At 43.2% G+C, this 21,513-nt stretch carries 21 protein-coding genes and 2 tRNA genes; 9 read left to right on the plus strand and 14 right to left on the minus strand.

Features of this window, described 5'->3' with window-relative positions; all coding sequences use genetic code 11:
* Positions 1 to 7: 7 nt before the first annotated feature.
* The 4 genes from QNM16_RS09915 to dnaQ form a co-directional block, all read right to left on the minus strand.
* Positions 8 to 84: transfer RNA gene (locus QNM16_RS09915), tRNA-Asp, on the minus strand.
* A 26-nt stretch (positions 85 to 110) separates the two neighbouring features.
* Positions 111 to 187, minus strand: a tRNA-Asp gene (locus tag QNM16_RS09920).
* Between the two features lie 223 nt (positions 188 to 410).
* Positions 411 to 1,781, minus strand: a complete 1,371-nt coding sequence (locus QNM16_RS09925) for a TIGR03503 family protein (RefSeq protein ID WP_417709661.1) — start codon at positions 1,779 to 1,781, stop codon at positions 411 to 413.
* A 13-nt stretch (positions 1,782 to 1,794) separates the two neighbouring features.
* A complete protein-coding gene (gene dnaQ / locus QNM16_RS09930; RefSeq protein WP_284020323.1) occupies positions 1,795 to 2,505 on the minus strand; it encodes a DNA polymerase III subunit epsilon in 711 nt (236 codons plus the stop codon).
* Positions 2,506 to 2,573: 68 nt separating this feature from the next.
* On the opposite strand from dnaQ, the gene rnhA reads away from it, so the two are divergent.
* Positions 2,574 to 3,038 (plus strand): ribonuclease HI, encoded by a 465-nt coding sequence (rnhA, locus tag QNM16_RS09935; RefSeq protein WP_063363542.1) that lies wholly within the window; start codon positions 2,574 to 2,576, stop codon positions 3,036 to 3,038.
* On the opposite strand, the gene QNM16_RS09940 is transcribed toward rnhA, so the two are convergent.
* Complete coding sequence (locus QNM16_RS09940; protein WP_284020324.1) at positions 3,035 to 3,799, minus strand: class I SAM-dependent methyltransferase; 765 nt, start codon at positions 3,797 to 3,799, stop codon at positions 3,035 to 3,037. The genes rnhA and QNM16_RS09940 overlap by 4 nt on opposite strands.
* A gap of 52 nt (positions 3,800 to 3,851) precedes the next feature.
* Here QNM16_RS09940 and gloB point away from each other — a divergent pair, with 52 nt between their 5' ends.
* Both gloB and QNM16_RS09950 read left to right on the plus strand, forming a co-directional pair.
* Positions 3,852 to 4,619 carry a hydroxyacylglutathione hydrolase gene (gloB, locus tag QNM16_RS09945; RefSeq protein WP_284020325.1) on the plus strand — a complete coding sequence of 256 codons (768 nt, stop codon included), beginning with the start codon at positions 3,852 to 3,854 and terminating at the stop codon, positions 4,617 to 4,619.
* A gap of 194 nt (positions 4,620 to 4,813) precedes the next feature.
* Entirely contained in the window at positions 4,814 to 6,382 is a 1,569-nt protein-coding gene (locus tag QNM16_RS09950) for a lytic transglycosylase (RefSeq protein ID WP_284020326.1), read from the plus strand.
* A 37-nt stretch (positions 6,383 to 6,419) separates the two neighbouring features.
* On the opposite strand, the gene QNM16_RS09955 is transcribed toward QNM16_RS09950, so the two are convergent.
* From QNM16_RS09955 to QNM16_RS09965, 3 genes are read right to left on the minus strand one after another with little or no spacing between them, the layout of a single operon-like run.
* Complete coding sequence (locus QNM16_RS09955; RefSeq protein WP_284020327.1) at positions 6,420 to 6,863, minus strand: flavodoxin; 444 nt, start codon at positions 6,861 to 6,863, stop codon at positions 6,420 to 6,422.
* Entirely contained in the window at positions 6,863 to 7,597 is a 735-nt protein-coding gene (gene truC, locus QNM16_RS09960; RefSeq protein WP_284020328.1) for a tRNA pseudouridine(65) synthase TruC, read from the minus strand. Before truC ends, QNM16_RS09955 begins: the two co-directional genes overlap by 1 nt.
* Before the next feature lie 3 nt (positions 7,598 to 7,600).
* Positions 7,601 to 7,921 (minus strand): YqcC family protein, encoded by a 321-nt coding sequence (locus QNM16_RS09965; protein ID WP_284020329.1) that lies wholly within the window; start codon positions 7,919 to 7,921, stop codon positions 7,601 to 7,603.
* Positions 7,922 to 8,082: 161 nt separating this feature from the next.
* Here QNM16_RS09965 and QNM16_RS09970 point away from each other — a divergent pair, with 161 nt between their 5' ends.
* A complete protein-coding gene (locus tag QNM16_RS09970; RefSeq protein ID WP_284020330.1) occupies positions 8,083 to 9,108 on the plus strand; it encodes a DUF3549 family protein in 1,026 nt (341 codons plus the stop codon).
* Positions 9,109 to 9,414 (plus strand): DUF3301 domain-containing protein, encoded by a 306-nt coding sequence (locus QNM16_RS09975; RefSeq protein ID WP_284020331.1) that lies wholly within the window; start codon positions 9,109 to 9,111, stop codon positions 9,412 to 9,414. It abuts the gene before it with no gap.
* 1,230 nt (positions 9,415 to 10,644) lie between these two features.
* Here the strand turns inward: QNM16_RS09975 and QNM16_RS09980 are convergent.
* Positions 10,645 to 11,310, minus strand: a complete 666-nt coding sequence (locus tag QNM16_RS09980; RefSeq protein WP_284020332.1) for a GNAT family N-acetyltransferase — start codon at positions 11,308 to 11,310, stop codon at positions 10,645 to 10,647.
* Positions 11,311 to 11,441: 131 nt separating this feature from the next.
* On the opposite strand from QNM16_RS09980, the gene QNM16_RS09985 reads away from it, so the two are divergent.
* The 3 genes from QNM16_RS09985 to QNM16_RS09995 all read left to right on the plus strand — a co-directional run bounded on the left by QNM16_RS09985 (position 11,442) and on the right by QNM16_RS09995 (position 12,774).
* Positions 11,442 to 11,669, plus strand: a complete 228-nt coding sequence (locus tag QNM16_RS09985) for a DUF2789 domain-containing protein (RefSeq protein WP_284020333.1) — start codon at positions 11,442 to 11,444, stop codon at positions 11,667 to 11,669.
* Positions 11,670 to 11,735: 66 nt separating this feature from the next.
* The gene (locus QNM16_RS09990; protein ID WP_284020334.1) at positions 11,736 to 11,999 is read left to right on the plus strand and encodes a hypothetical protein; all 264 of its coding nucleotides are present in this window, start codon (positions 11,736 to 11,738) and stop codon (positions 11,997 to 11,999) included.
* 1 nt (position 12,000) lies between these two features.
* Complete coding sequence (locus QNM16_RS09995; RefSeq protein WP_237138855.1) at positions 12,001 to 12,774, plus strand: Zn-ribbon-containing protein; 774 nt, start codon at positions 12,001 to 12,003, stop codon at positions 12,772 to 12,774.
* Here QNM16_RS09995 and syd read toward each other — a convergent pair.
* The gene (gene syd / locus QNM16_RS10000; protein WP_284020335.1) at positions 12,768 to 13,316 is read right to left on the minus strand and encodes a SecY-interacting protein; all 549 of its coding nucleotides are present in this window, start codon (positions 13,314 to 13,316) and stop codon (positions 12,768 to 12,770) included. The two genes, QNM16_RS09995 and syd, sit on opposite strands and share 7 nt — an antisense overlap.
* A 60-nt stretch (positions 13,317 to 13,376) precedes the next feature.
* On the opposite strand from syd, the gene queF reads away from it, so the two are divergent.
* On the plus strand, positions 13,377 to 14,222 hold the full coding sequence (queF, locus tag QNM16_RS10005; RefSeq protein ID WP_284020336.1) for an NADPH-dependent 7-cyano-7-deazaguanine reductase QueF: 846 nt from the start codon (positions 13,377 to 13,379) through the stop codon (positions 14,220 to 14,222).
* Between the two features lie 33 nt (positions 14,223 to 14,255).
* Here queF and QNM16_RS10010 read toward each other — a convergent pair whose 3' ends face one another.
* The 4 genes from QNM16_RS10010 to QNM16_RS10025 are packed head-to-tail and all read right to left on the minus strand — an operon-like array spanning position 14,256 to position 21,400.
* Positions 14,256 to 15,131, minus strand: a complete 876-nt coding sequence (locus QNM16_RS10010; RefSeq protein ID WP_417709685.1) for a peptidylprolyl isomerase — start codon at positions 15,129 to 15,131, stop codon at positions 14,256 to 14,258.
* A gap of 4 nt (positions 15,132 to 15,135) precedes the next feature.
* Positions 15,136 to 15,954 (minus strand): type 2 periplasmic-binding domain-containing protein, encoded by an 819-nt coding sequence (locus QNM16_RS10015; RefSeq protein WP_284020337.1) that lies wholly within the window; start codon positions 15,952 to 15,954, stop codon positions 15,136 to 15,138.
* The gene (locus QNM16_RS10020; RefSeq protein WP_284020338.1) at positions 15,954 to 19,679 is read right to left on the minus strand and encodes a translocation/assembly module TamB domain-containing protein; all 3,726 of its coding nucleotides are present in this window, start codon (positions 19,677 to 19,679) and stop codon (positions 15,954 to 15,956) included. The genes QNM16_RS10015 and QNM16_RS10020 overlap by 1 nt, the downstream gene beginning before the upstream one ends.
* On the minus strand, positions 19,679 to 21,400 hold the full coding sequence (locus tag QNM16_RS10025) for an autotransporter assembly complex protein TamA (RefSeq protein WP_284020339.1): 1,722 nt from the start codon (positions 21,398 to 21,400) through the stop codon (positions 19,679 to 19,681). The genes QNM16_RS10020 and QNM16_RS10025 overlap by 1 nt, the downstream gene beginning before the upstream one ends.
* Between the last annotated feature and the right edge of the window lie 113 nt (positions 21,401 to 21,513).

The following is a 21,513-nucleotide window of genomic DNA, read 5'->3' on the forward strand; positions in this document are numbered from 1 at the left end:
AAGCGGTTGGCGGAGTGGACGGGACTCGAACCCGCGACCCCCGGCGTGACAGGCCGGTATTCTAACCAACTGAACTACCACTCCAGCTTACATCGCGATACAAAATCAAGTGGCGGAGTGGACGGGACTCGAACCCGCGACCCCCGGCGTGACAGGCCGGTATTCTAACCAACTGAACTACCACTCCGCGATAACTTTGTATCTCACTGACAAGGTGTGCTCCCTGACAGCGGCGTGAATAATACGAATGACCCCTTTCAGAGTCAACTATTTTTTTGAAAAAAACTGCATTTTTAGCGATTAATGCAGTTACACGATGAAAATTACAGCACCTTGTATAGAACTCAATCAAAAAATATGTGTTTAACTAAAATGCCAGACTTCAACAAGGCTACATTCGATTTAAAAGTTTACCGCTTATCATCTGACATGGATAAATTTAAAACATCCCCTGCATCAGTATCGCCTTCATCAGTTACATCCTCATCGCCTACCACCAGTTCGTCATCATCTGTTTGTGACTTTTTCTTCAAAAATGGCAATGAGGCAGGCAGAGGAATGGAAAATTTAATAGGCTTGTTTTGGACAAATACCCGATAGACCAACCAACCTAATAGTAAAACCACCAGATTGCCCACAACAACAATGGAAATTAATAAAACAGGGCTTGTTTCTGGTTCAACAGGTTCAGATTCCTTTAGCAGCTCCGCAGGTGAGATTGGTTTGATTAGTTCGGGCACTTTTTCTATGGGACGCTCTATTTCAAAGTTATAATCTGGAATAGACGCCATAAACTCTCGGCCATTGATATTTTCACCAAATGCAGATAACTGAATACTATAACGTCCCCAGTCATAATTCTTAATTTGTAGTTGGCGATAAAAACGTTCTGCTTCATTGAGCGTAAATAACTGCTCTTCACCATTAGGGTATAAAATCTTGCCCTGCAAAATCACAGTTTCTGGCTTGACGATTTCACGATTGAGCTTAATGACTAACTCATGCTCAAATTCTTCATCATCTGCCAGTTGCAGTTCAAAGTTGAATGGCGGTTCAGCTATCACAATAGGGTCTTTGACAACTCGCCTTTTTAAAATCGGCGTTTCTATGTAAAACTCTGGCTGCCACTCGCCCGCTGGAAAAACAAGTTTAAATTCACCGGTAAAAATTCCGTCTAGTGGCCGCTCGTCAAAATCTCGACCATCATCTTTAAACTCGGTCACACTTTGTGTGCCCGCACCAAAGTTCGCATATTGCTCATTATTGGTGCTGACAAACTCCACATACAAAGTAACCACGTCTCTGAAATAGCCCACATCAATAGGCTTGCCATCATTGGTTACGCGACCATTTACCTTGAGCATTTCACCGCGAAACAGCAAAGGTGGCAATGGGTCCACTGCAAGCTCAATTTCCCCCAGCACCATTATCCGACTATCTCTTAAGATCTGTCCCAAAACTTGCCAAGGGCCCGGCATTGGTTTATCGATGATAATCAGGTCATAACTGATTTCATCAAACCATTCTAAGCTTTCATCTTTCACAGAGTGGATAGAGTAAATCTTACTGCCATCGGGCCTAACGAGCACCACAGCAGGTGCACCGGGCGCTCGAAAAAAAAGTAAAGTGATTTTATCAACGTTGTGATCAATGCGGAATCGATTGTCTAGCAGCGGAATTTCATTGGAAACCCCATCACGCTCTAATATCGTGATGTCTGGCGTTTCACTATAAGCCAACAAGCTTGCAAACATAAACAACACAGCTAAGTAGATGCGCATTGATTTTACCTCGTTATTGTTGCCATAGGCTTTGGCCACATGCCTTGTTAACTAGTTCCATTCTTTCTTTATGTGCTATTTCTTCATCTTCACTGGCATGAATCACTCGAAGCTTTGGCCTGTCTGCGGCTAAACGCCTTATGCCTCCTGAGTCGCCTTGTTGCTGGCCTTCTAATTGCTGAGCTAAATTCAGCTTTTTTTGACCGCCGGTCATGGCCAAGTAAACGTCAGATAAGATCTCAGAATCCAGTAATGCGCCGTGCAGCGTACGTTTAGAATTGTCGATATCATAACGTCGACACAAGGCATCAAGACTGTTCTTCTGTCCTGGATGCAAATCACGGGCCATGACTAATGTATCCAGTACTTCACAAACATCATTGGTAGTTGGGAAACCCTGATTAAGCATGGCGAATTCGTGATCCATGAAGCCGACATCGAACGGCGCATTGTGGATAACCAGCTCAGCTCCTTCAATATAGTCTAAAAACTCTTGAGCGACTTGGTGAAAATATGGTTTACCGCGCAAAAACTCATTGGTAATACCGTGTACATCAATGGCTTCTTCTTCAATATCCCGCTGTGGATTAATATACACATGGAAATTGTTTCCGGTGAGGCGTCTATTAACGAGCTCCACACACCCTATTTCAATGATCCTATGACCGGCTTTTGGATCTATGCCGGTGGTTTCTGTATCGAGTACTACTTGTCTTTTATGCATACCGTTGGCTGCCTAACTTTGCTATGGTTAGCGTCTATCTGCCCATTCTACATAAAACAGGCGAATTCGTGCAAAAAACAGTAGAAATTTATACCGATGGTTCATGTCTTGGTAATCCAGGGCCTGGTGGTTATGGCGTTTACTTAAGCTATCAAGGCCATGAGAAGCAACTGAGCCAAGGCTACCAACTGACCACTAATAACCGAATGGAAATGTTGGCAGCCATTGTCGCACTCGAAACGCTAAAGCGTCCTTGCCAAGTTGTGCTCTATACAGATAGCCAATATGTTAAACAAGGCATTGAATCTTGGCTGGCCAACTGGAAAAAGCGTAACTGGCAGACGGCAGCTAAACAACCTGTAAAAAATGTTGATTTGTGGCAACGACTAGATGAAGCATGTCAGCGCCATGATATCCAGTGGCGCTGGGTTAAAGGTCACGCAGGCAATAAGTACAATGAGCTTGTTGATGACCTAGCAAGAGATGCAGCTTCGCAAGATGATTTACTTGATGATACTGGATACAACCCTTAATCGTTTCCACTTACTTCATGCCGGCTACGACTGTGCTTTAACCTCGCCCCTTTGACAGCTGGCGTCCATTTCGGGCGAGCATGCCACTTTGGTTTGATCGGCGTCAAAGGCGCAACCCGTTTACGCGCTACCAACATGTATACACTGCCCATGGGCTTGAGGTAATGTCGACAAAAGCGACGCCATGGTGCAAATCGAGACAATCGAGAGCCCCTAGCAAGTGATGCGTGAATAAAACGTTCATCTGCGATGATCTCGAACCCGAGCAAGTTTAGCCAATCTTTTACTCTGGAAGGCGTAAAGAAACGCCCAGACCAAGGTAATTTTTCACCGCTGAACGGTAACATATGTGCTAGTCCACACAAACTAAATGGATTAAATCCTGTAATGACAATATAGCCACCGGGAATTAAGGTACGATGTGCTTCACGCAAAATATGGTGAGGATCTGAGTGGTACTCCAGACATTGCGATAATATGCACGCATCAACACTGTGCTCGTAAAAAGGCAGTTCATCTATTTCAGCTATTACCCCAGCATGAGGGCCACTAGAAGAAATACACACTTGATGATCAATTGGGCTCTCAGACGTATCAAGTTGACCACTGAGACAGCCTAACTTAAGCATATGGTAGCCAAACATACGTGGCAGCCAACGTGCCATGCGCCGCTCAATACCTGCTTTTAGATATTCCCCATGAGGAAAATCTTGCCATGACTGCGGTTTAGGCCCTTGTTGAAAACTTAATGCTGGTTTCATCCCATTCGCTCGTTATACTTGTTGACACCTTCACTTTATAGAGCAATGAGTTATGGCGCAAGTTGAACCGATAAAGGCATTTAACGACAACTATATCTGGGCAATATGCAACTCGAATGACAAAACAACTTGGGTTGTCGATCCAGGCCAGAGCCAGCCCGTATTAAACTTTTTAAGTAAAAACCAGCGTACTTTATCAGGTATTCTTATAACCCATCACCACTGGGATCATACTGATGGCGTCGCCGAGTTATTAAAATACTTCCCTGCTATCCCTATCTATGGCCCAAAAGATTCAAAATATGGCGGCATAACACACCCCCTAACGCATGATGACACAATAAATATAGCAGGTATTATATTTAAAGTGCTGCATACGCCAGGACACACCTTGGATCACATCTGTTATATCAATGACGACTTAGCATTTACCGGAGATACTTTGTTTAGCGGTGGGTGTGGTCGCCTCTTTGAAGGGACCGCTGAGCAAATGTGGCACTCGTTAGAGTCACTCAAGAAGTTGCCTGATACTTGCCATGTATATTGCACGCATGAGTACACATTGGCAAACCTTGCCTTTGCTCACGCTGTAGAACCAGAGAATAAAGCGCTTTCGGACTATACCGTATGGTGTCAACAACAGCGCGAAAGAGACTTGCCTACATTACCGACCAATATGGGCAATGAGCGAGCAATTAATCCCTTTTTACGCTCAGACCAAACAAATATATTGGCACACCTACCAGCATATTTAAAAAGCGCACCTGACAGCCTTTGGCAAAAGTTTGCCTTGTTAAGGCAATGGAAAGATACCTTTTAGTACTATCGCACCATCGCAGGTATACAACGAGAATGCATTCAGGGGGCGGTCTTAAAAATAATTCACGTTCCGGCCCCGTTTAGTCTATACCATTGATAAATTCTAAACGCTGTACAGTACTGCGCGACCGTACCTTTCCAATTCCTCGAGATAAGGGTAAAATCGTCGGGTTTTTGCCCGACAAAAAGAGATTTATGAAAAAGCCACTGCTGATAATTGCGATTTTAAGTTTAATCACAGGCTGTGAATTAACACAAACTCAAACAACGCAATCCGAACCAATCGAAACACGTGACCATGCCAGTCCAGCACAAATAAGTGATGTGCTTGCTCACGCGATCCAAGAGCCCATTGAGGCTGACGAGCCGCCCCCTGTATTTGATGATGTGTGGGAAAGGATTCGCTATCAGCTATCAATTCCTGTGCCGCAAAATCGCCCTGTCGTAGCAGAAAGAAACTATTATCAGCGTCACCAATCATATTTAGACCGGATTTCTAAACGCGCAGAACCGTATTTGTACTTTATTGTTGAAGAGGTAGAAAAACGCCAAATGCCCATCGAAATCGCTCTACTGCCGATTGTTGAAAGCGCATTTGACCCATTTGGCTACTCTCACCGCAGTGCATCAGGCATTTGGCAATTTATGCCGCAAACGGGTGAGCGCTTCGATCTCAAACAAAACTGGTGGTATGACGGCAGACGTGACATTGTTCAATCAACTCGCGCAGCACTAGATTATTTAACCTATTTACACAAAACACTCGACGGAGACTGGTTAAATGCCATTGCGGCGTATAACTCAGGTGAAGGACGAGTCATGCGTGCGATCAGGAAAAACCGCAAAAAGCACCTTCCAACGGATTTTTGGTCTTTGGATTTACCCAGAGAAACCACTGCCTATGTACCTAAGCTACTGGCTTTATCTGATCTACTAATGCGCCAAGATGAATTCAAAGTAACATGGAATAAGATTATCAACGCACAAGTTGTTGATACCGTCCAAGTCGGTACGCAAATAGATTTGGCATTGGCTGCTGATATGGCGGGGATCTCATTAACCGAGTTATATCGATTAAACCCGGGATTCAATCGTTGGGCAACCGATCCCAAAGGCCCGCATAGTCTATTATTACCCACTGATAAAATTGAGCAGTTTAAAACTAAGCTGGCAAGTACTCCGATGCAAGAGCGACTGCGTTGGCAATACTACACGGTTAACCGTGGAGACAGTCTGTCAGTGATCGCGAGTAAGTTTGATACCAGCCCATCGGCGATTCAAACGCTCAATAAGCTGGATAGCCACATTATTCGTGTGGGCCAAAAGCTACTGGTTCCTTTGAGTGAAGGCGAGCTTAAAAGCGAGCATTTACCTGCATCAGTAAGAAAAGTTGCGAATAAAACACAACAAAGTAAACACACACATACGGTGAAAAGTGGTGATACATTATGGGATATTAGCCGAGAGCACGATGTTACCATCAAGCAATTAGCGGCCTGGAATAAGCTCAAGACCAGTGCAGTGCTGAAGCTTGGTCAAAAGCTGACAATTTATAAGTCGCAGCCAAAGACGACAACCGCGGGACTCAAAACAACCGAGCGCTCCATCACTTACAAAGTGCGCAAAGGTGATTCATTGGCACGGATCGCATCCAAATTTAATGTCACCATCAAAGACATCATAAGATGGAATAACATCGCGGGACAAAAGTATTTACAGCCAGGGCAAAAACTAAAACTTAAAGTCGATGTTAAACGCACCTAACAAAAAAAGGCCTCAATTGAGGCCTTCTTCTTGATATTTATAACGCAGCTACCCACTTCACTAGCCAAGGTTCTACCGCTTCCCAAGGCTCGAAGTACTCCCCTGCATCCACATCTAATCGCGGCAGGATAATGTTGGCATTCAATTGTTGAATCAGCGCATCAATCTGACGCCCAGCACCACAATACGTATCACCATAGCTGCTATCTCCCAGCGCGACAACGCCTACACTTTTATTGGTCAGCATGGGCATTTGCGCCTGCATTTGGATGAATAGCGGGTATAAATTATCAGGAATATCACCTTGTCCTGTTGTCGATGAAACGAACAGCGCATGCTCTGCCGATTTAACATGCTCTAAGGTTGCAGGCGCTGCAATACGCGCTTCATGCCCTTGCCCATTCAAATGAGTCTGTATCTGCTCAGCCAAACTCTCTGCATTACCGTAAACACTGCCTACAAACAAGGTGATTGATGCCATTACTGATAGTCCTTCTCGGTCGACGGCCAACCTAGCTGACGGCAAATGTCCAACATTTCCTCACCTAACTTGGCGCGAATTAATATGGGTTGTTTAGTATAAGGATGGAGAAACTTTAGCTCAGTTGCAAATAACATCAGCCTTTGCAGGCCAAAATGATCACGGAAAAAGTGATTATGTTTATTATCCCCATGATTTACATCACCTATTATTGGTGTTGATAAGTGATTTAAATGTCTACGGATCTGATGCTTCCTACCTGTTTTTGGAAAGCACTCAACCAAGGAATAACGAATGCTTGGGTATTTGCCAAACGGAATGTCTAGACTTGCTTTATGCAGACATCTCACCAACGTTTGCGCCTCCTGAGGAGCTTTGTCTTGATCAGCGAACTTATCCGCTATTTTATCCAATTGCTCTTTAAGCGGCTTATCTACAAAAATTTCGTCTTTACTGTGACCTCGAACCAAAGCAAGATAGCGCTTTTGAATCTCTCCTTCAATGAACACCTGATTCATATCTCTGGCCGCTTCTGAGCTCAAAGCAAACAATAAGACCCCACTGGTTGGTCTGTCTAGGCGATGCACTGGGAATACATGTTGACCCAATTGATCTCTGAGCATTTGCATCGCAAATTGCGTCTCTCGCTTGTCTAAAAAGGAGCGATGGACCAATAGCCCTGATGGCTTGTTAATGGCCACATAGTGTTCATCTTGATAAATTATTTCTAACATAAATTACTGTGCCCCATTTGAAAAAAGTGCATCAATGTCGCTCAAACATTTAAATAAAAGCGCATGATCTGGATGTTGGGCAAAAGCCACATCACACATGGGGGCAATAGCAATGTTGGTCGGTAATGGTACACCGCTTTCAATCATCACCGTTATTTTAGGGATAAATACAAATTGTAACCATTGCTCAAATCGTAACGTATCACAGCAAAATGGCTGCACGGATGCCAAAGCTTGCTCGTCAACTGGCTCAGCTTGCCAAAGTTGAGATTGTTTTAATTGTACTTCTAATACAGCAAGGTGCTGTAAAACTACTTGGCTCACTGTTAAGCCTCTAATTTACTATCAAAGTGGCAGTATACCACTTGTGTCAGTTAAGCACATTTTCAAAACAGATATTAGAGATCTATGTAGCTTGCAACTCTTACCCCCCACTTCAAATACCGTTATACTTGCACCCACTGTAATTTTTTCGTGAGCAAACAATGACGACACATATTTCTACTTTAGGTGAACTTTTAACATCAGCTGGCACGCAGTGGCGAGTGTATGACATTGGTCGTCGTATTACGAAAATAGACAAAAAACAATTTGATCAAATCGAAAACACGCAAGTGCCTTATCCATATCCTTTAGGCGGGCATGCACTGATGGCGATTCAGTTTTGGGATAATCAAGCGACATTAGATCCTTATGTCTGGTTCTTAAAGTTTCCGCTTGATGAGCAAAGTAAATTAAACATTGCCAGTCGAGATCATTTTGCATCCATGGTCATTGAAGCGCTTGGCACGCAGCTGACCGGCGAAGCCGCACAAGGGAAGCTAGACAATAATCCTTATGTTTATACGCCTAACGCCAACAAGTTAGCAGCATTCAACGCATTGATGAAATGCGAGCTAAAACGCCCAGCATCAAAGTACTATGAAACAGTAGAGCAATATTTTACCTCTCATGGACAAACTGATTGGCAAAGCCTTGCGCTACAAGGCCTCGCTGATTACGCCTTGCGTTTAGCGCATGGTCAAAACCAAGCAAACCTGATGGCATTATGGTCTACTTTACCAGCACAAGTACAAAGCCCGCTTGCTGCCATGCTTGAACACGTTAGTATCTCAACAGAACTTACTGAATTTTTACAAACGCAATTACACGCACATCTGACAACAGATAACTTAGCTGGGGCTATAAATAGCTTTAGAGCCATGTCTGGCAGTCATGGGTTAGGACTGATCGCACAATCCGTTGATCAGTTACTGGCATCAGAGCAAAGTTTAGAAGCCGATATTTTATTGACCATTGCCGGGCGAGGCTGGGAAACATTGACCGAGCCAGATAGGCTTTACACATTCATGGATAAAGCAGCTCAAAACAGCCAAATAGAAGGACTATTTGAAAGTATTTTTGCTGACTTGGTTGCAATTCCAATTCTTCGTCCTCATGTATTAGGTTTACTGAGAGCACAAAATCGCAGCGAAACCCTATCACGGGCAATTGGAAGGCTTTTTTCATAAATGATCACACTTTGGATATTTATACTGATTTTTTCATCATGTAGCTTTTTTTGGTTCAGCAGGAAAATCGCTGAAGCAGCACGTGAGCACGCAACGCAGCAGAGTGAGAAACTCAATGTGCAACTGCTCAGTGTTGCCTGTCAAAAGCGACGCTTAGGTGTATTGAAAAATGGCCAGTTAGGTATCAAGAGCGAATTCCTGTTTGAGTTTAGCTCAGACAGGGATAACGCATACAAAGCGACACTTTATTTAGAAAATCAAACTTTGGTTAAAATTGATGTGCCACCACATAGAATCATAGATTAAGTGATTAAAGAAAGAACTATTAAAGAAAGAATAATTTTAGAAAGAAATTTAATTAAGAATAGAAAACAGAAAGGAAACTAAGGCGCAACCCTGTTTGTCACGCCCCAATCCGACGATATCCCTTTGAGGTATCCGCTACCTCTGCCTACAACATACAAGCAAGCCGCCAACTTTCATCATCCCCTGAACGGGTATACATCCAATCACACCCGATCCTCATCCATGCCTTCATCCAACGTGTATCCTACACTCATTCCTCTTACGCAGTATCCTTGTGCGCTCCAACCTAGTCCCTTGGCACTTCCTATGCCCGTACATCCCATGTATTAGTACTGAAATGTCCTCAAATACCTTTTCCTTAGGCTGTCCTATCCGTTTATGACATATCCTATGTCTGCACATCCTATGCGCTATCCTATGCCACCTTGGCTCCTCTTCGCCAAATCCTCAGCGCTCCTATCCTTTATGACATTTCCTATGTCTGCACGTCCTGTGCGCTATCCTCTGCCATCTTGGCTCCTCTTCGCCTAATCCTCGGCGCTCCTATCCTTTTTTTGACATTTCCTATGTCTGCACGTCCTGTGCGCTATCCTATGCCATCTTGGCTCCTCTTCGCCTAATCCTCGCGCTCCTATCCTTTTTTGACATTTCCTATGTCTGCACGTCCTGTGCTACATCCTATGCCACCTTGGCTCCTCTTCGCCTAATCCTCGGCGCTCCTATCCTTTTTTTGACATTTCCTATGTCTGCACGTCCTATGCGCTATCCTATGCTACCTTGGCTCCTCTTCGCCTAATCCTCGGCGCTCCTATCCTTTTTTTGACATTTCCTATGTCTGCACGTCCTATGCGCTATCCTATGCCACCTTGGCTCCTCTTCGCCTAATCCTCGGCGCTCCTATCCTTTTTTGACATTTCCTATGTCTGCACGTCCTGTGCTACATCCTAGCCTCTTGGCTCCTCTTCACTTAGTTCCTTAAGCGCTCCGAACTTCCCGTGTAAAAATCCAATACCTTCCTAGTAGCAATGTTTGCTGCCGTATCCTTTTATCCTTCAACACGAATAAGTTTAAGCGAATCAGCGCTAATAAATAGGAGATATTCTCAATTAAATATCTTAAAAATCTTTGCAACAAACACAAAAAATAAATTAAAACATAGGCTTAAATTAAAATCAGGGCTATAAACCAGTGATAGTAACTATGAATGCGCACAACCATGTAGGAAAAGTCTCACAGTGCTTTTTCCGAATCGTCAGTTCGCTGTTTAAAGAGCAAATCACCAGACACTGATTTAAACGTAATCTCTTTGACCAATTGATAGCCATGTGCTTCAAAAAAGTTGACTTGATTCCCTTGCGTGACAAATACCGCCATCCCTGACATAAAGTCGTTTTCACCGACAAGCGAGTCCAGTGCACTTAATAAATAATGTCCATATCCCAGCCCCTGATAATGCGGATCCACGGCGATAAACGATAGAAAGTAGTACTCACCTAAATCCCGCAACTGAGCTTTGATAGCCCGCTCCTTTTCTATGATTTGCTGAGTCTGTAATACACCTGCCCCCATCATTAACGTAAACCGCCAGTGCCAGCCAAAGCTTTTATCAAGTTCACAGTGAGAAGCAAAAGCACATGCCACTGCAACCAAGTTTTCATCAATATATATCCCGAGAATAGGCTGTCCTGATTTTCCAAAGCGTGTCAGCTCCTGCCTAACCAATGCCCTCAATTTTGCATCGTATTTGCTTTGATTTGGTTCATTAAGAATTTGTACAAGTAATGGGTCATCTCGATAAGCCTGAAATAATAAACTTGCAGCGACATGGATATCTTCAGGTTCAATAAATTTGACTGCAATTGGAGGGGTCTGTGTTTGCTCTTCTGTATTAGACATAATCTTCCCTTGTATATTCACACATGCTGTTAAGTAAAAACAGAATTCGTCGGGCATTGTTTTTATTTGCTGAAAAAAACACCGGCATCTTTACTATAGTTGTAGAGATTTTCTTGTTCAATGGGGGTTACATGGATAATAGCTATCATTCGTTAAATGCATTATTCGCGCAGCTTGGTCTGGATAATAGTGACGAGCACATTTCACTATTTATAGATAATAATAAACTACCAAGTAATGTCTTAATTGTTGATGCGCCATTTTGGAATCAAGGGCAAAAACATTTCATCGAAGAATCTTTAAATGCAGATGCAGACTGGAGTGAAGTGATAGATACACTCGATGCTCTGCTGCGTTAAATCGACAGGTCGTTGGGCTCATTGTATAAAAGTGATAAACTAGACTTTATTTTTCGGTCGTTTAATATGCACCCAGCAGCTCAACAAGCCATCAGCACCTTACTTGCTGAAGGCAAAACTCCAAGCGTGGCAACAGTTAAAGCCAAACTAACTGAGCCACTCCCTATGCCTGTTATTATCGCCGCGTTGGCTAGTTACAAAAATAACCCTGAAGCAATTACACATACCGCACAACAAAGCCAACCAGCTCCTGCTAAACCACAAAGTCAATTAGACAGGATTGAAGCTAAATTAGATAAGCTTTTAGCACTGTTAGAAGAGAAGCAATAACATGTTCGTCGTCGATTTAACTTTCGATTGCTATCAAGACACCACACTAGAAAAAGCAGAGCAAGCTATCAATCGCCTCGTCAATGCGCTGCGCTTCAATGGTCAAATCATCGGTGATGAATTTCCGACAGTACTCAAAGACGGCTTTTTTATTACACGTGTCATGTGTCCACTTGAAGACTCGCTTCACCCACTACACCACAGCCCTTTTGTAAAACACGCTGTTGAACAACTACAACAAGCGGGTTTGTTGGCGCCAAAAGTGAAAGTGATTGGGCAGGATATTCATGCAAATGGTGCAGATCAATGCCAGGCGCCTTCTTGCTATATCCTTTACACTACCTATGTACATACCTGTAGCCCGCTTTATTGTGGTGATGATTTTCAGCCTGTGCCTCTATACAACATTCCGGCCATCGCCAATGGCGATTACAAAGCGCTAATAAAATGGCAAGAAGATTGGCAGGCTTGCGATCAGATCCAGATCAATGGTGCAACCCGTTGCGAGTTTGCAGCATTAGAGGAAATTACCAGCTTATCCAGCGATTTATCCCGCAGAGGGCTCGACTTATCAAAGCGTATTCGTTACCTCACGCAAAAACCTGTGTACTACTACCTATATCGTGTCGGAGGGGAGAGTCTTGCAGCAGAAAAGCAAAGAAAATGCCCAAATTGTGATGGCGATTGGGCATTAGATGAGCCTTGGTTTGGATTATTTGATTTTAAATGTGACAGCTGTCAATTGGTCTCAAATATTTCTTGGGATTTTCAGTGATCAAAGCTCAAATTAGCTAAAAACGACTCAATATCTTTAGCCAATACATGATGTGTTGGCTTACCTACATACTCTAAACACACCTCACCGCTATTCAGCTTCACAGAGATCAGCAAGTCATCTCTATCTGTCAAACCGATAAAGACTGTGTCATCTTGCTTTAAGCGTCGCTTCATCAATACATGACCTGTGATATTCTGTTGTAAATTCACAAAATCATCTTCATTCCAAACCTGAAGCAACTCAATATCGTTACCATCAAATTGTGCCTGGATATTGCCCGCAAAGACCGCACCGTAAAAAGCATGTAATGCTGGTGGAAATGTCACCTCAAGCGCCTTTGCAAGATCTTCAAGCCCCTGCTGTGGCTCTCTTGACACCGCTTGCCACTGAATGTTACCGGCGTGGTCTGCCCCACCGACCTCACATTTACTTGGGTAATCTGGATCATGTGGGATCGTAGGTAAATGTCCATGTCGCTGCTCAATTGCCGCTGCATATCGCTGATGTAGTGTTTCCATCAAAGTTGTCAATGAAGCCATACTGCCATTCTCGTTTTAATTCGCTATAATTCCGGCCATTGTAACCACTATTGGTGAAACATGACAGATTACAACAACGCACCTGAACTGAAAGCCTCAGTGCTTGGTAAAACCACAGAGTACGCATCTGCATACGATGCATCTTTATTACACCCTATCGCACGCAAGCTCAACCGTGACCAAATTGCGGTAGATGAGCAAGCATTGCCATTTAAAGGCGAGGACACCTGGACTGGGTACGAGCTTTCTTGGCTCAACAATAAAGGCAAACCACAAGTTGCGGTAGCAACTTTTGTTTTTCCATGTCAAAGCTCTCATATCATCGAATCTAAGTCTTTTAAACTATATTTAAATAGCTTTAATCAAACACGATTCGAGTCCATTGATGACGTGCACAAACATCTTACAGATGATCTATCTCATGCAGCAAGTTGCGATGTCAAAGTAACCCTATTTGGCCCAGATGAATATAACTGCATCCCGTTTACTCAACTGCCAGGCGAATGCATTGATGATTTAGATGTGGATATTGATACTTACAGTCCAGAAGAGGGAATATTAACACACACGGATAATGCTCAGGTATCAGAAACACTCTATAGCCACTTACTGAAGTCAAACTGCTTAATCACTTCTCAACCGGATTGGGCAAGTATTGTGATTCGCTATGAAGGGCAGCAGATCTGCAGAGCATCTTTGCTTAAATACCTTATTTCTTTTCGCGATCACAATGAGTTTCATGAGCAATGTGTTGAGCGTATTTACTGCGACATACAGCGTGCATTAAAACCTAGCAAACTTGAAGTGTATGCGCGTTACACGCGCCGCGGTGGCTTGGATATCAACCCATATCGCTCCAGTGAGCAAAACACCACGGGGTTTAACGTACGCGTCAATAGACAATAATAAAAGTGCCGCTTTGCGGCACTTTCTACATCATTAACTTTTTCTTCTCGTTGGTACCGTAATCGCGCATACATCAACGTAATTTGGCGTAAACTTAAACCATGGCTCGGGTCTGTTCGTTCTCGCCGCCACCAGCTCCTCAAAAGACGAAGAGTCGGTATTTAAATATTCAAAATGACTGGGATCTTGCTGGGCAATATCACTGAGGACATGAACTCCGATGATTGGGTTATAAGGCTTGCCTTCTTCAGGTGTACGCTGAAGCTTCTGAACATGTTCCATTCCCTCTAAAACACGACCAAACACGGTAATATTTCTATCTAAATAACGCTGCGGTGAAAGCGTGATATAAAACTCTGTACCACCACTATTAATGTCATTTCCTCTTGCCATGGCAAATGTGCCCGTACAGTGTGTCATCCATGTTTTTGTACCACCGTGATTTTGACCTACAGCAAAGCCGTTCAAAAAGCCGGTGCGGATCGCATATCCATCAGATCCATCCAACGCCATAATCTCCAACTTCAGATCTGTTTTATACGACAACTCAGCATTTAGGCGCTTCTTGCCATTAGTCGGTATTTTGCTATCAGTAGAGTCCCCGCCTTGTGCAACAAACCCCTCAACAAAGCGATATACACTGAGGCCATCATAAAACCCTTCTCGTGCCAACGCTTTGATATTTTTTGAGTGGTTCGGTGCTAATTGCGTATTAAGCTCTACGTATACATGACCGGTTTCAAGTTCGATACGAATCACATTGTCATTATTAACCTTTTGCCATGCAGTGCTTGGCGCTGTATTAATAATTTCGGACGGCGCACGGACAACAATAGTCGGCTCATCCGCTTGCTGCATACACCCTGAGAGCATACTTGCAGCGATAAAAAAGAGAGAAGTCGCTTTTATCATTTTATTTTTTATACCATAACTGAGAATTATCAAGGGGCGCACTGGGTGGTAAACTACGGTTTTTTAATTCAATAATCGTGCGTTTTTCAAGAGAAAGATCAGTGATTAATTGAGCAAAGTGCTGGTTAAATAATTTTTCAAACTGACCATCGAGTAAAGCTTGATTTAAACCATTTTGTAGTATGCTGTGAAGCTGGGTGTTTTCTTTATCCACAAATAAATACACCGCTGATGGGTAGTAGAATAACAGCGCTTGCTCAGCATAGGTCTTATAACTCTTTAAAACATCGGGTAATTCCAAAACACTGATCGGAATAGCATCAAAACGATTTGACCTCAACATATTTAGCGCACCTGACAAAGTGTGAAATGCATTTACCGACAACTTGTTATCTACAAAAATATCATGATCTGGCCAATCATGCCTGAGCCCATAATGAAATGACTGCAATTGAGAAATGTGATTCAATTTTGAAAAACGTACTTGATGCGACTCATTGATAAGTAAAATACGATAGCCAAGCAACCCTCTTACAATTGGGAGGCGAATTGCTCGTGCCATATTTTCTCGCTCGAAACTGGTAACCGACCAGAAAATATCAATGCCATTTTCCTTCCCCAATAGCCTGATCGCTCGGCTTTGAGTCGGAATATTTTTCACATATTCAAGTTTGTAATGCTCTTTTTGATAGGATAAAGCAAGTTCAATTAATTCTAAAACGTAAGGGTGCGCGCCTGCTGTTACCCTCACATACTTCGTGTCTGTTGCATAAGTTGTGCAACAAAACAATGCAACGAGCAAATAGCTCAAATATCGCATTAATCACCCCAATTAAACTTGTACAACAGGTCAATGCTATCGTAAAGGCCACTCGTCGCCTCTAGGTAAAGCTTTGAAAATACTCGATAACGTACTGCAATTTCACTTAAGGAGGCAAATACACCTACTCGATAACTTACTTGTACACTCGGTGTAATGTAACCCGAAAGCTCCACCTGTGTATCGTCACCACTTCCTTTTGCAGCTAAATTTATATCTCTTAATCCTAACTTTTTTCCAGCTTTTGTAAACAGTCCTTTACTTTTATCAATCCCTTTTGCAAGTAAAAGCTGCGCTAACAGCGTATTATTACCGCTATCACCCTCACTAAATGGCGCGCCATTTAACAAGTACTCTAGCGCTCTAGCCTGATCCATTGCAGGCTCTGCAAAAATCGTTAACTGTGGAGATGCAATACTTCCTGTCGCAGCAACACCAGCAATAACATTATCAGCGGTTGTGTCAGGGTTACGAATGGCGCGGATATTTAAATAAGGCATATCAGGAGGGCCATTAAAACCAAGTTGACCAGTTTCAATCACTAGGTCTTGTCCAAATGCAGTATATTTGCCCTCTAATAAGGATACTTCTCCGCCCATTAACAGCGTATTCCCTATCTGACGTTCAATATCTAAAGCCCCGGTAAGATAAGCATCTAAACCAAGTGCAATAACCCTCACATCATCAAGTAGCTTTATATCTATATCTGCTTGATAATCTATATATGGCGTTTGATCTTGCACTGCAATATCCTCAAGAAAGACTTGATCATCACTCACTACTATTGCGTCTTCAGGTAATGTATCCAGCTGTACTCGGGCAAATGGAACTTCTACCACACCTTGCAAGTCTAGCAACTTTTCATCGTATCTCATTACCAAATCAGGAGAAATTGCAAGCTGCACGCCTGATATAGGGCTTAAAAATAACTGCTCACCTTTTATTCCCCCCTCAACCAGCAAGTCATCCTGCCAATCTATATGCCCGTTCAAACGCGCATTACCCGATTGCGGTGTCTGCATATTGCCAGCTAGATTCACTTGATCTTCATCAAAATCGGCCACAAGATCTAAACTGGTCAATTGTATCGGTAAATAGCTAGACTGAATGCGCACGTTCTGAGCCTGTATTTCCCCTAATAAGTTGGGCTGTTTTAAGTCACCAGAAAAGCTCACCATGCCATTAACATCTCCATTTAACGTCATATCAGGCCATGTATAAGCGCGAGCATACGCCGTTAGCTCATCAAGCTGTATGCCATCAATTTGAACCTGCCCAGAGACCTGTTTGCTGTTATAGATGTCCGCAAACGACAGCACGCCCTTAAATAGCCCTAGCTTATTAAATTCAATATGCCACTGTGCTTCTAACGCTTGCTTATTTCCTTGAACAACAACCTCTAACTCCTCAATTGCTAGGGTATGACTATGCAGAGACTCATCTTGGGTTGTTTGACCTTCAGGATTTAAAGTCACGTGTCCTTCATTTATCCATAGTTTGCTATCAACTTTATCAACCACACCTTGTAGCACTGCAACTTTGCCATAGCCATTGAGCTCTCCTCCAAGCGTTATCTGGTCACTCACCTTTGGCCCCAATGTGGCTAACGGGATATTCTCAAGCTCAAAATTAGCAACACTCTGCACTTGTGATACATCCGCTTTAGCACATGCTTTTCCTTCGTTTAACTGCCAACAGTGATGCGCGACATTAACCTGTGACGGACTCGCAGCCAAAATAATGGGCGTGGCTAACTTGCCATACAAGTTATCCACCTCAAATGTACTTTGGTCAACTGTTCCTCGCCAAGTCTGGTCATCAACTCCTCCTGATAGATTTGCCGACAGAGAAAGTTGTGAGCTATTAACGGTAATGGCACCTTCATGCGCTGCGCGATCTCCAGCAACTAAAAACTGCACTTGAGCATGCTTGAACTGAGAGAAACTAAAATCAGTTACCTCTAACTCAGCTCTGCCTTGATAATTGTTTGCAGCATCTAGCTGCGCCTTAACTTTTGCGTCTTTCAACGAGAACTCATCAGAAACGACTTCTGTAATCATTGTATTAAGCGTCAAGGCCGGCGACTGAAGTTTCCCTGTTAATGTTATCTCACTTTTAAAAACAGCATCGAGTGGTAATAATCGGTTTGCGTTATGTTTAATATCTGCGAAAACAGCTAAATCTAATTGCTCCCCTATGCTCCCTGAAGCTCTCAGTATACTGTCACCATATTGCACTTTAGCCCGCTTAAATTGCCCCAAGTATTGCTCATTAAGCTGCCCGCTAAATGTGATTGCTAACGGCAGGTCTGCGACTATACCCTGTAAATCAAGTGAGTCCACATGAACCTGCCAGCTATCTTCAGCAGATGTAAATTGAAGCTCATAGTGGCCACTTAACTTGGCAACTTCCTCAATATCAAGTCCAGGCAGAGGCAGCTCAAATAACTCTCCTTTTGCGCTGGCCTCAATGCCGTTTTTCCATGATATTTGGCTTGATAATTCAGAGAATGTATCTGCAACAGAGATACGGCTTTTATCGATTGTTAGCTGTGACAAACTACCTAAGATAGATATATCAAACCGCACATCATCAGATAGTTGCTCTAATCTATATCCATTAAGCGAGCCAGCTATTTCAGCACGGTAATTATTCAGGTCTCCACGACTGAATACTTTTAGGTTGGAGATCTCACCAATTTCTGGCAGTGCTACACCTGAAACCTCTGCATTTAATTGAAAAGGCCAATTTGTGATTGTCGGGGACGCCTGTATATTTAATTCAGCATTGAACAGTCCAGACATTTCTCCATGTAGCACCAAATTATTCACACTGCCTTTGAGTACAATAGCTGCGGCCCCTTCTTTAGTACTGACCCCAATAGCACCACCGATAACGTGCGAGATTAAATCAAAGCTTAAATCCGCATAGGAAAACATTTGGTCATGAGTAAAACGAAACTGCTCAATACGAGCCTGCTGATGCAAAAGTGTCATTGTGAAGTTGATATCCTCTACTTCAACAGGTGCTTGCTCCGGTGATTGGATGGTAAGTCTTGACAGCTGTGCCTTATTAACCTCGATGTGTAATGGTACAAATATCGAGGGTATGACGATCGGTGCTATTTGCGTAGGCACGGTAAAAGGCTCAGCTTTCACCGCCTCTGTATTGATTATGCTAACTTTCTCAACAGTCAAATAAGGGACGTTTAACCTCTCGTCCTGAGCATACGCCTCTAATTCAAGGCCATTCACCCTCATAGTCGTACCCGCAAGCTCTAGCTCTGCATGCTCCAAATTAAACGACTGTATGCCGATTGAGACAGGCAAGGCGATGTACTCTGTAATGGCTTTAGGCTCGGGTATTGGGTCTTTTGAGTTTTGTACTTTATCTGCAGAGGTTGAGTCAGCCGCTATCACCTTAATATCAGAACCGGCTATTTTGAGACACAAAGTGGCGCAATCAAACCAATCAAGCGATAAACGAAAATCTCTTGCTGACACTGAGACATCTAAGGTTTTATAGGTGAAATCAACAATGCCACCAGAGAGCAAGCGGCCTGATTTGAGCGACACATTTAATTCAGACACCCAACTGCTAGCAAATGCCACCAAGACTCGGTTACCGACATGGGTTTTTGCTAACAAAAAAATCATGACAAAAAAACTGAGTAAAATGACGACCCATCGACGTTTCAACAGAGGAAAGATTTTAGCGTACGACATTATATTTCTGGCCCTATAACAACGCTGAGTCGAGTACTACGACTTGGCTTGCTCAGTCCCCATGCATGGTCAACACGGATCGGACCGAATGGTGTGATATAGCGAAAACCAAACCCAGCTCCCACAGACCACTTCTCCTCAAAATCATTGGTTGCCGTTCCGCCATCAATGAAAATGGCAGCTCGCCAGTTTGGCAAAAATTCATAATTATATTCTGTGCTTGCAGTCACCAGATACTTAGCTCCCAAAAGCTCACCTTGCTCACCCTTGGGCGATATAGATTGAAACGCAAAGCCGCGTATACTCTGATCTCCCCCCGCGAAAAAGCGCAGATTCAGTGGAGTTTTATCAAAGTCTTTTGCAACCACAGCACCTAATTCGCCTTTAAGAAGAAACAAATGACGAGCTTTGTATGTTCTCAGCCAGGCCTGCTTCCAGTGGATTTTAGTCAATGACGTAGATGAGATCACATCTTCATGCGCAGCCTCAATGGTGATTAACTGCTCATTGCCCCAGTAAGGTGTCATGCCACCCTTACTCATTTTTCTCGCATAACTCACCCCAGGAAGGAGCATTTCAGTATCCAAAGTCAGGCCTGTTTGCTCACTTTTCTCATGCTCTCGTTTCAAAAATGCAGTTCTCACCCAGCCGCTATCTAACACCCATTGACGTTGGAGCTGCACATTCCACGCAGTCACCTTTACGCCTTCTGTTAAGTCATCTTGTAATTGATAGCCACCGAGCACGCGCCACAAATCATCATTTGGGTCTCCTGCAGGAATTGTATAAGCGCTGGTCACATCTTGCTTTCGCTCTGATACATTCAGGTCCGTTTCAAACGAATGGCCCATTTGATTAACCCAGGGCCTTTTCCACTTAAAGCGAAACTTCGCCCCAAGCTCTGTACTATACCCACCACCTACTTCAAAGCTATTCGCTGGCTTGTCTGTCACATCGACTCTAATTGGAACTTGCCCTGCGTAACGCTCTTTTAATAAAGGGTAAACAGTCACATTCGCAAAGTAAGGTGTCTCATTTAGAGAAATACTCAACTCACTCAATTGTTTTGCATCATAGTGGTCACCTTGCTCAAACGGTGCCAGTTCAGAAATAAAATACGCCGCCTTTGAAAACCCTGAGAGCTGTAACTCACCAAATTTATATCTCGGGCCTGAATCAATGATTAACTTTACCGCCCCATGTTTTTGTGCTCGGTTGATTTCCAAAGCACTCTGCTGCCATGTAAAATCAAAGTACCCCCGCTCCAATAAGGCGCTCTCAATTTTACTTTTTGTCGCACTGTAAGCGTCATGACGAATATTTTCACCCCGTTTAATCGGCAAGGCGTTTAGTAATTTCGACAAGACCAGATCTTTACTGCCTGCACCGAGTATCTGAACATTTATATCTTGCCAGTGAAACGCTGTGGAGAGCACAATATCAACGCTTAACGTTTGGACCTGCTCAGAAAAAGAAATATCACTGTTAAATTCATAATACCCGACGGCTTGAAGTGCCGAATGGATATCTGCTCGAATGGCCTTTTCTTGTCGGTGTGAAAACTTGGTGTCGTGATATTTTTCTAAATAAAGTGCAACATTCTCATCCACTAAGTCACTCTTAGAGTGTACCTCAATCGTCTTGATAAGCATTTGTGCAGTCGCAACAGAAGGTAGGATAAAAACAAATAAGGTGATAAAAAAAACAATAAGACGTGGCACACAAACCCTTTTAAGTCATCAATCAATATTTTGCGGTTACATTCAGCACCACATGTTGATTAAAACTATCACAAGCCACCCTAGATTCTCGACAAAAATTTGCCATTGACGCT

It is taken from the genome of Pseudoalteromonas umbrosa, assembly GCF_030125375.1.
Taxonomy (GTDB): domain Bacteria; phylum Pseudomonadota; class Gammaproteobacteria; order Enterobacterales; family Alteromonadaceae; genus Pseudoalteromonas; species Pseudoalteromonas umbrosa.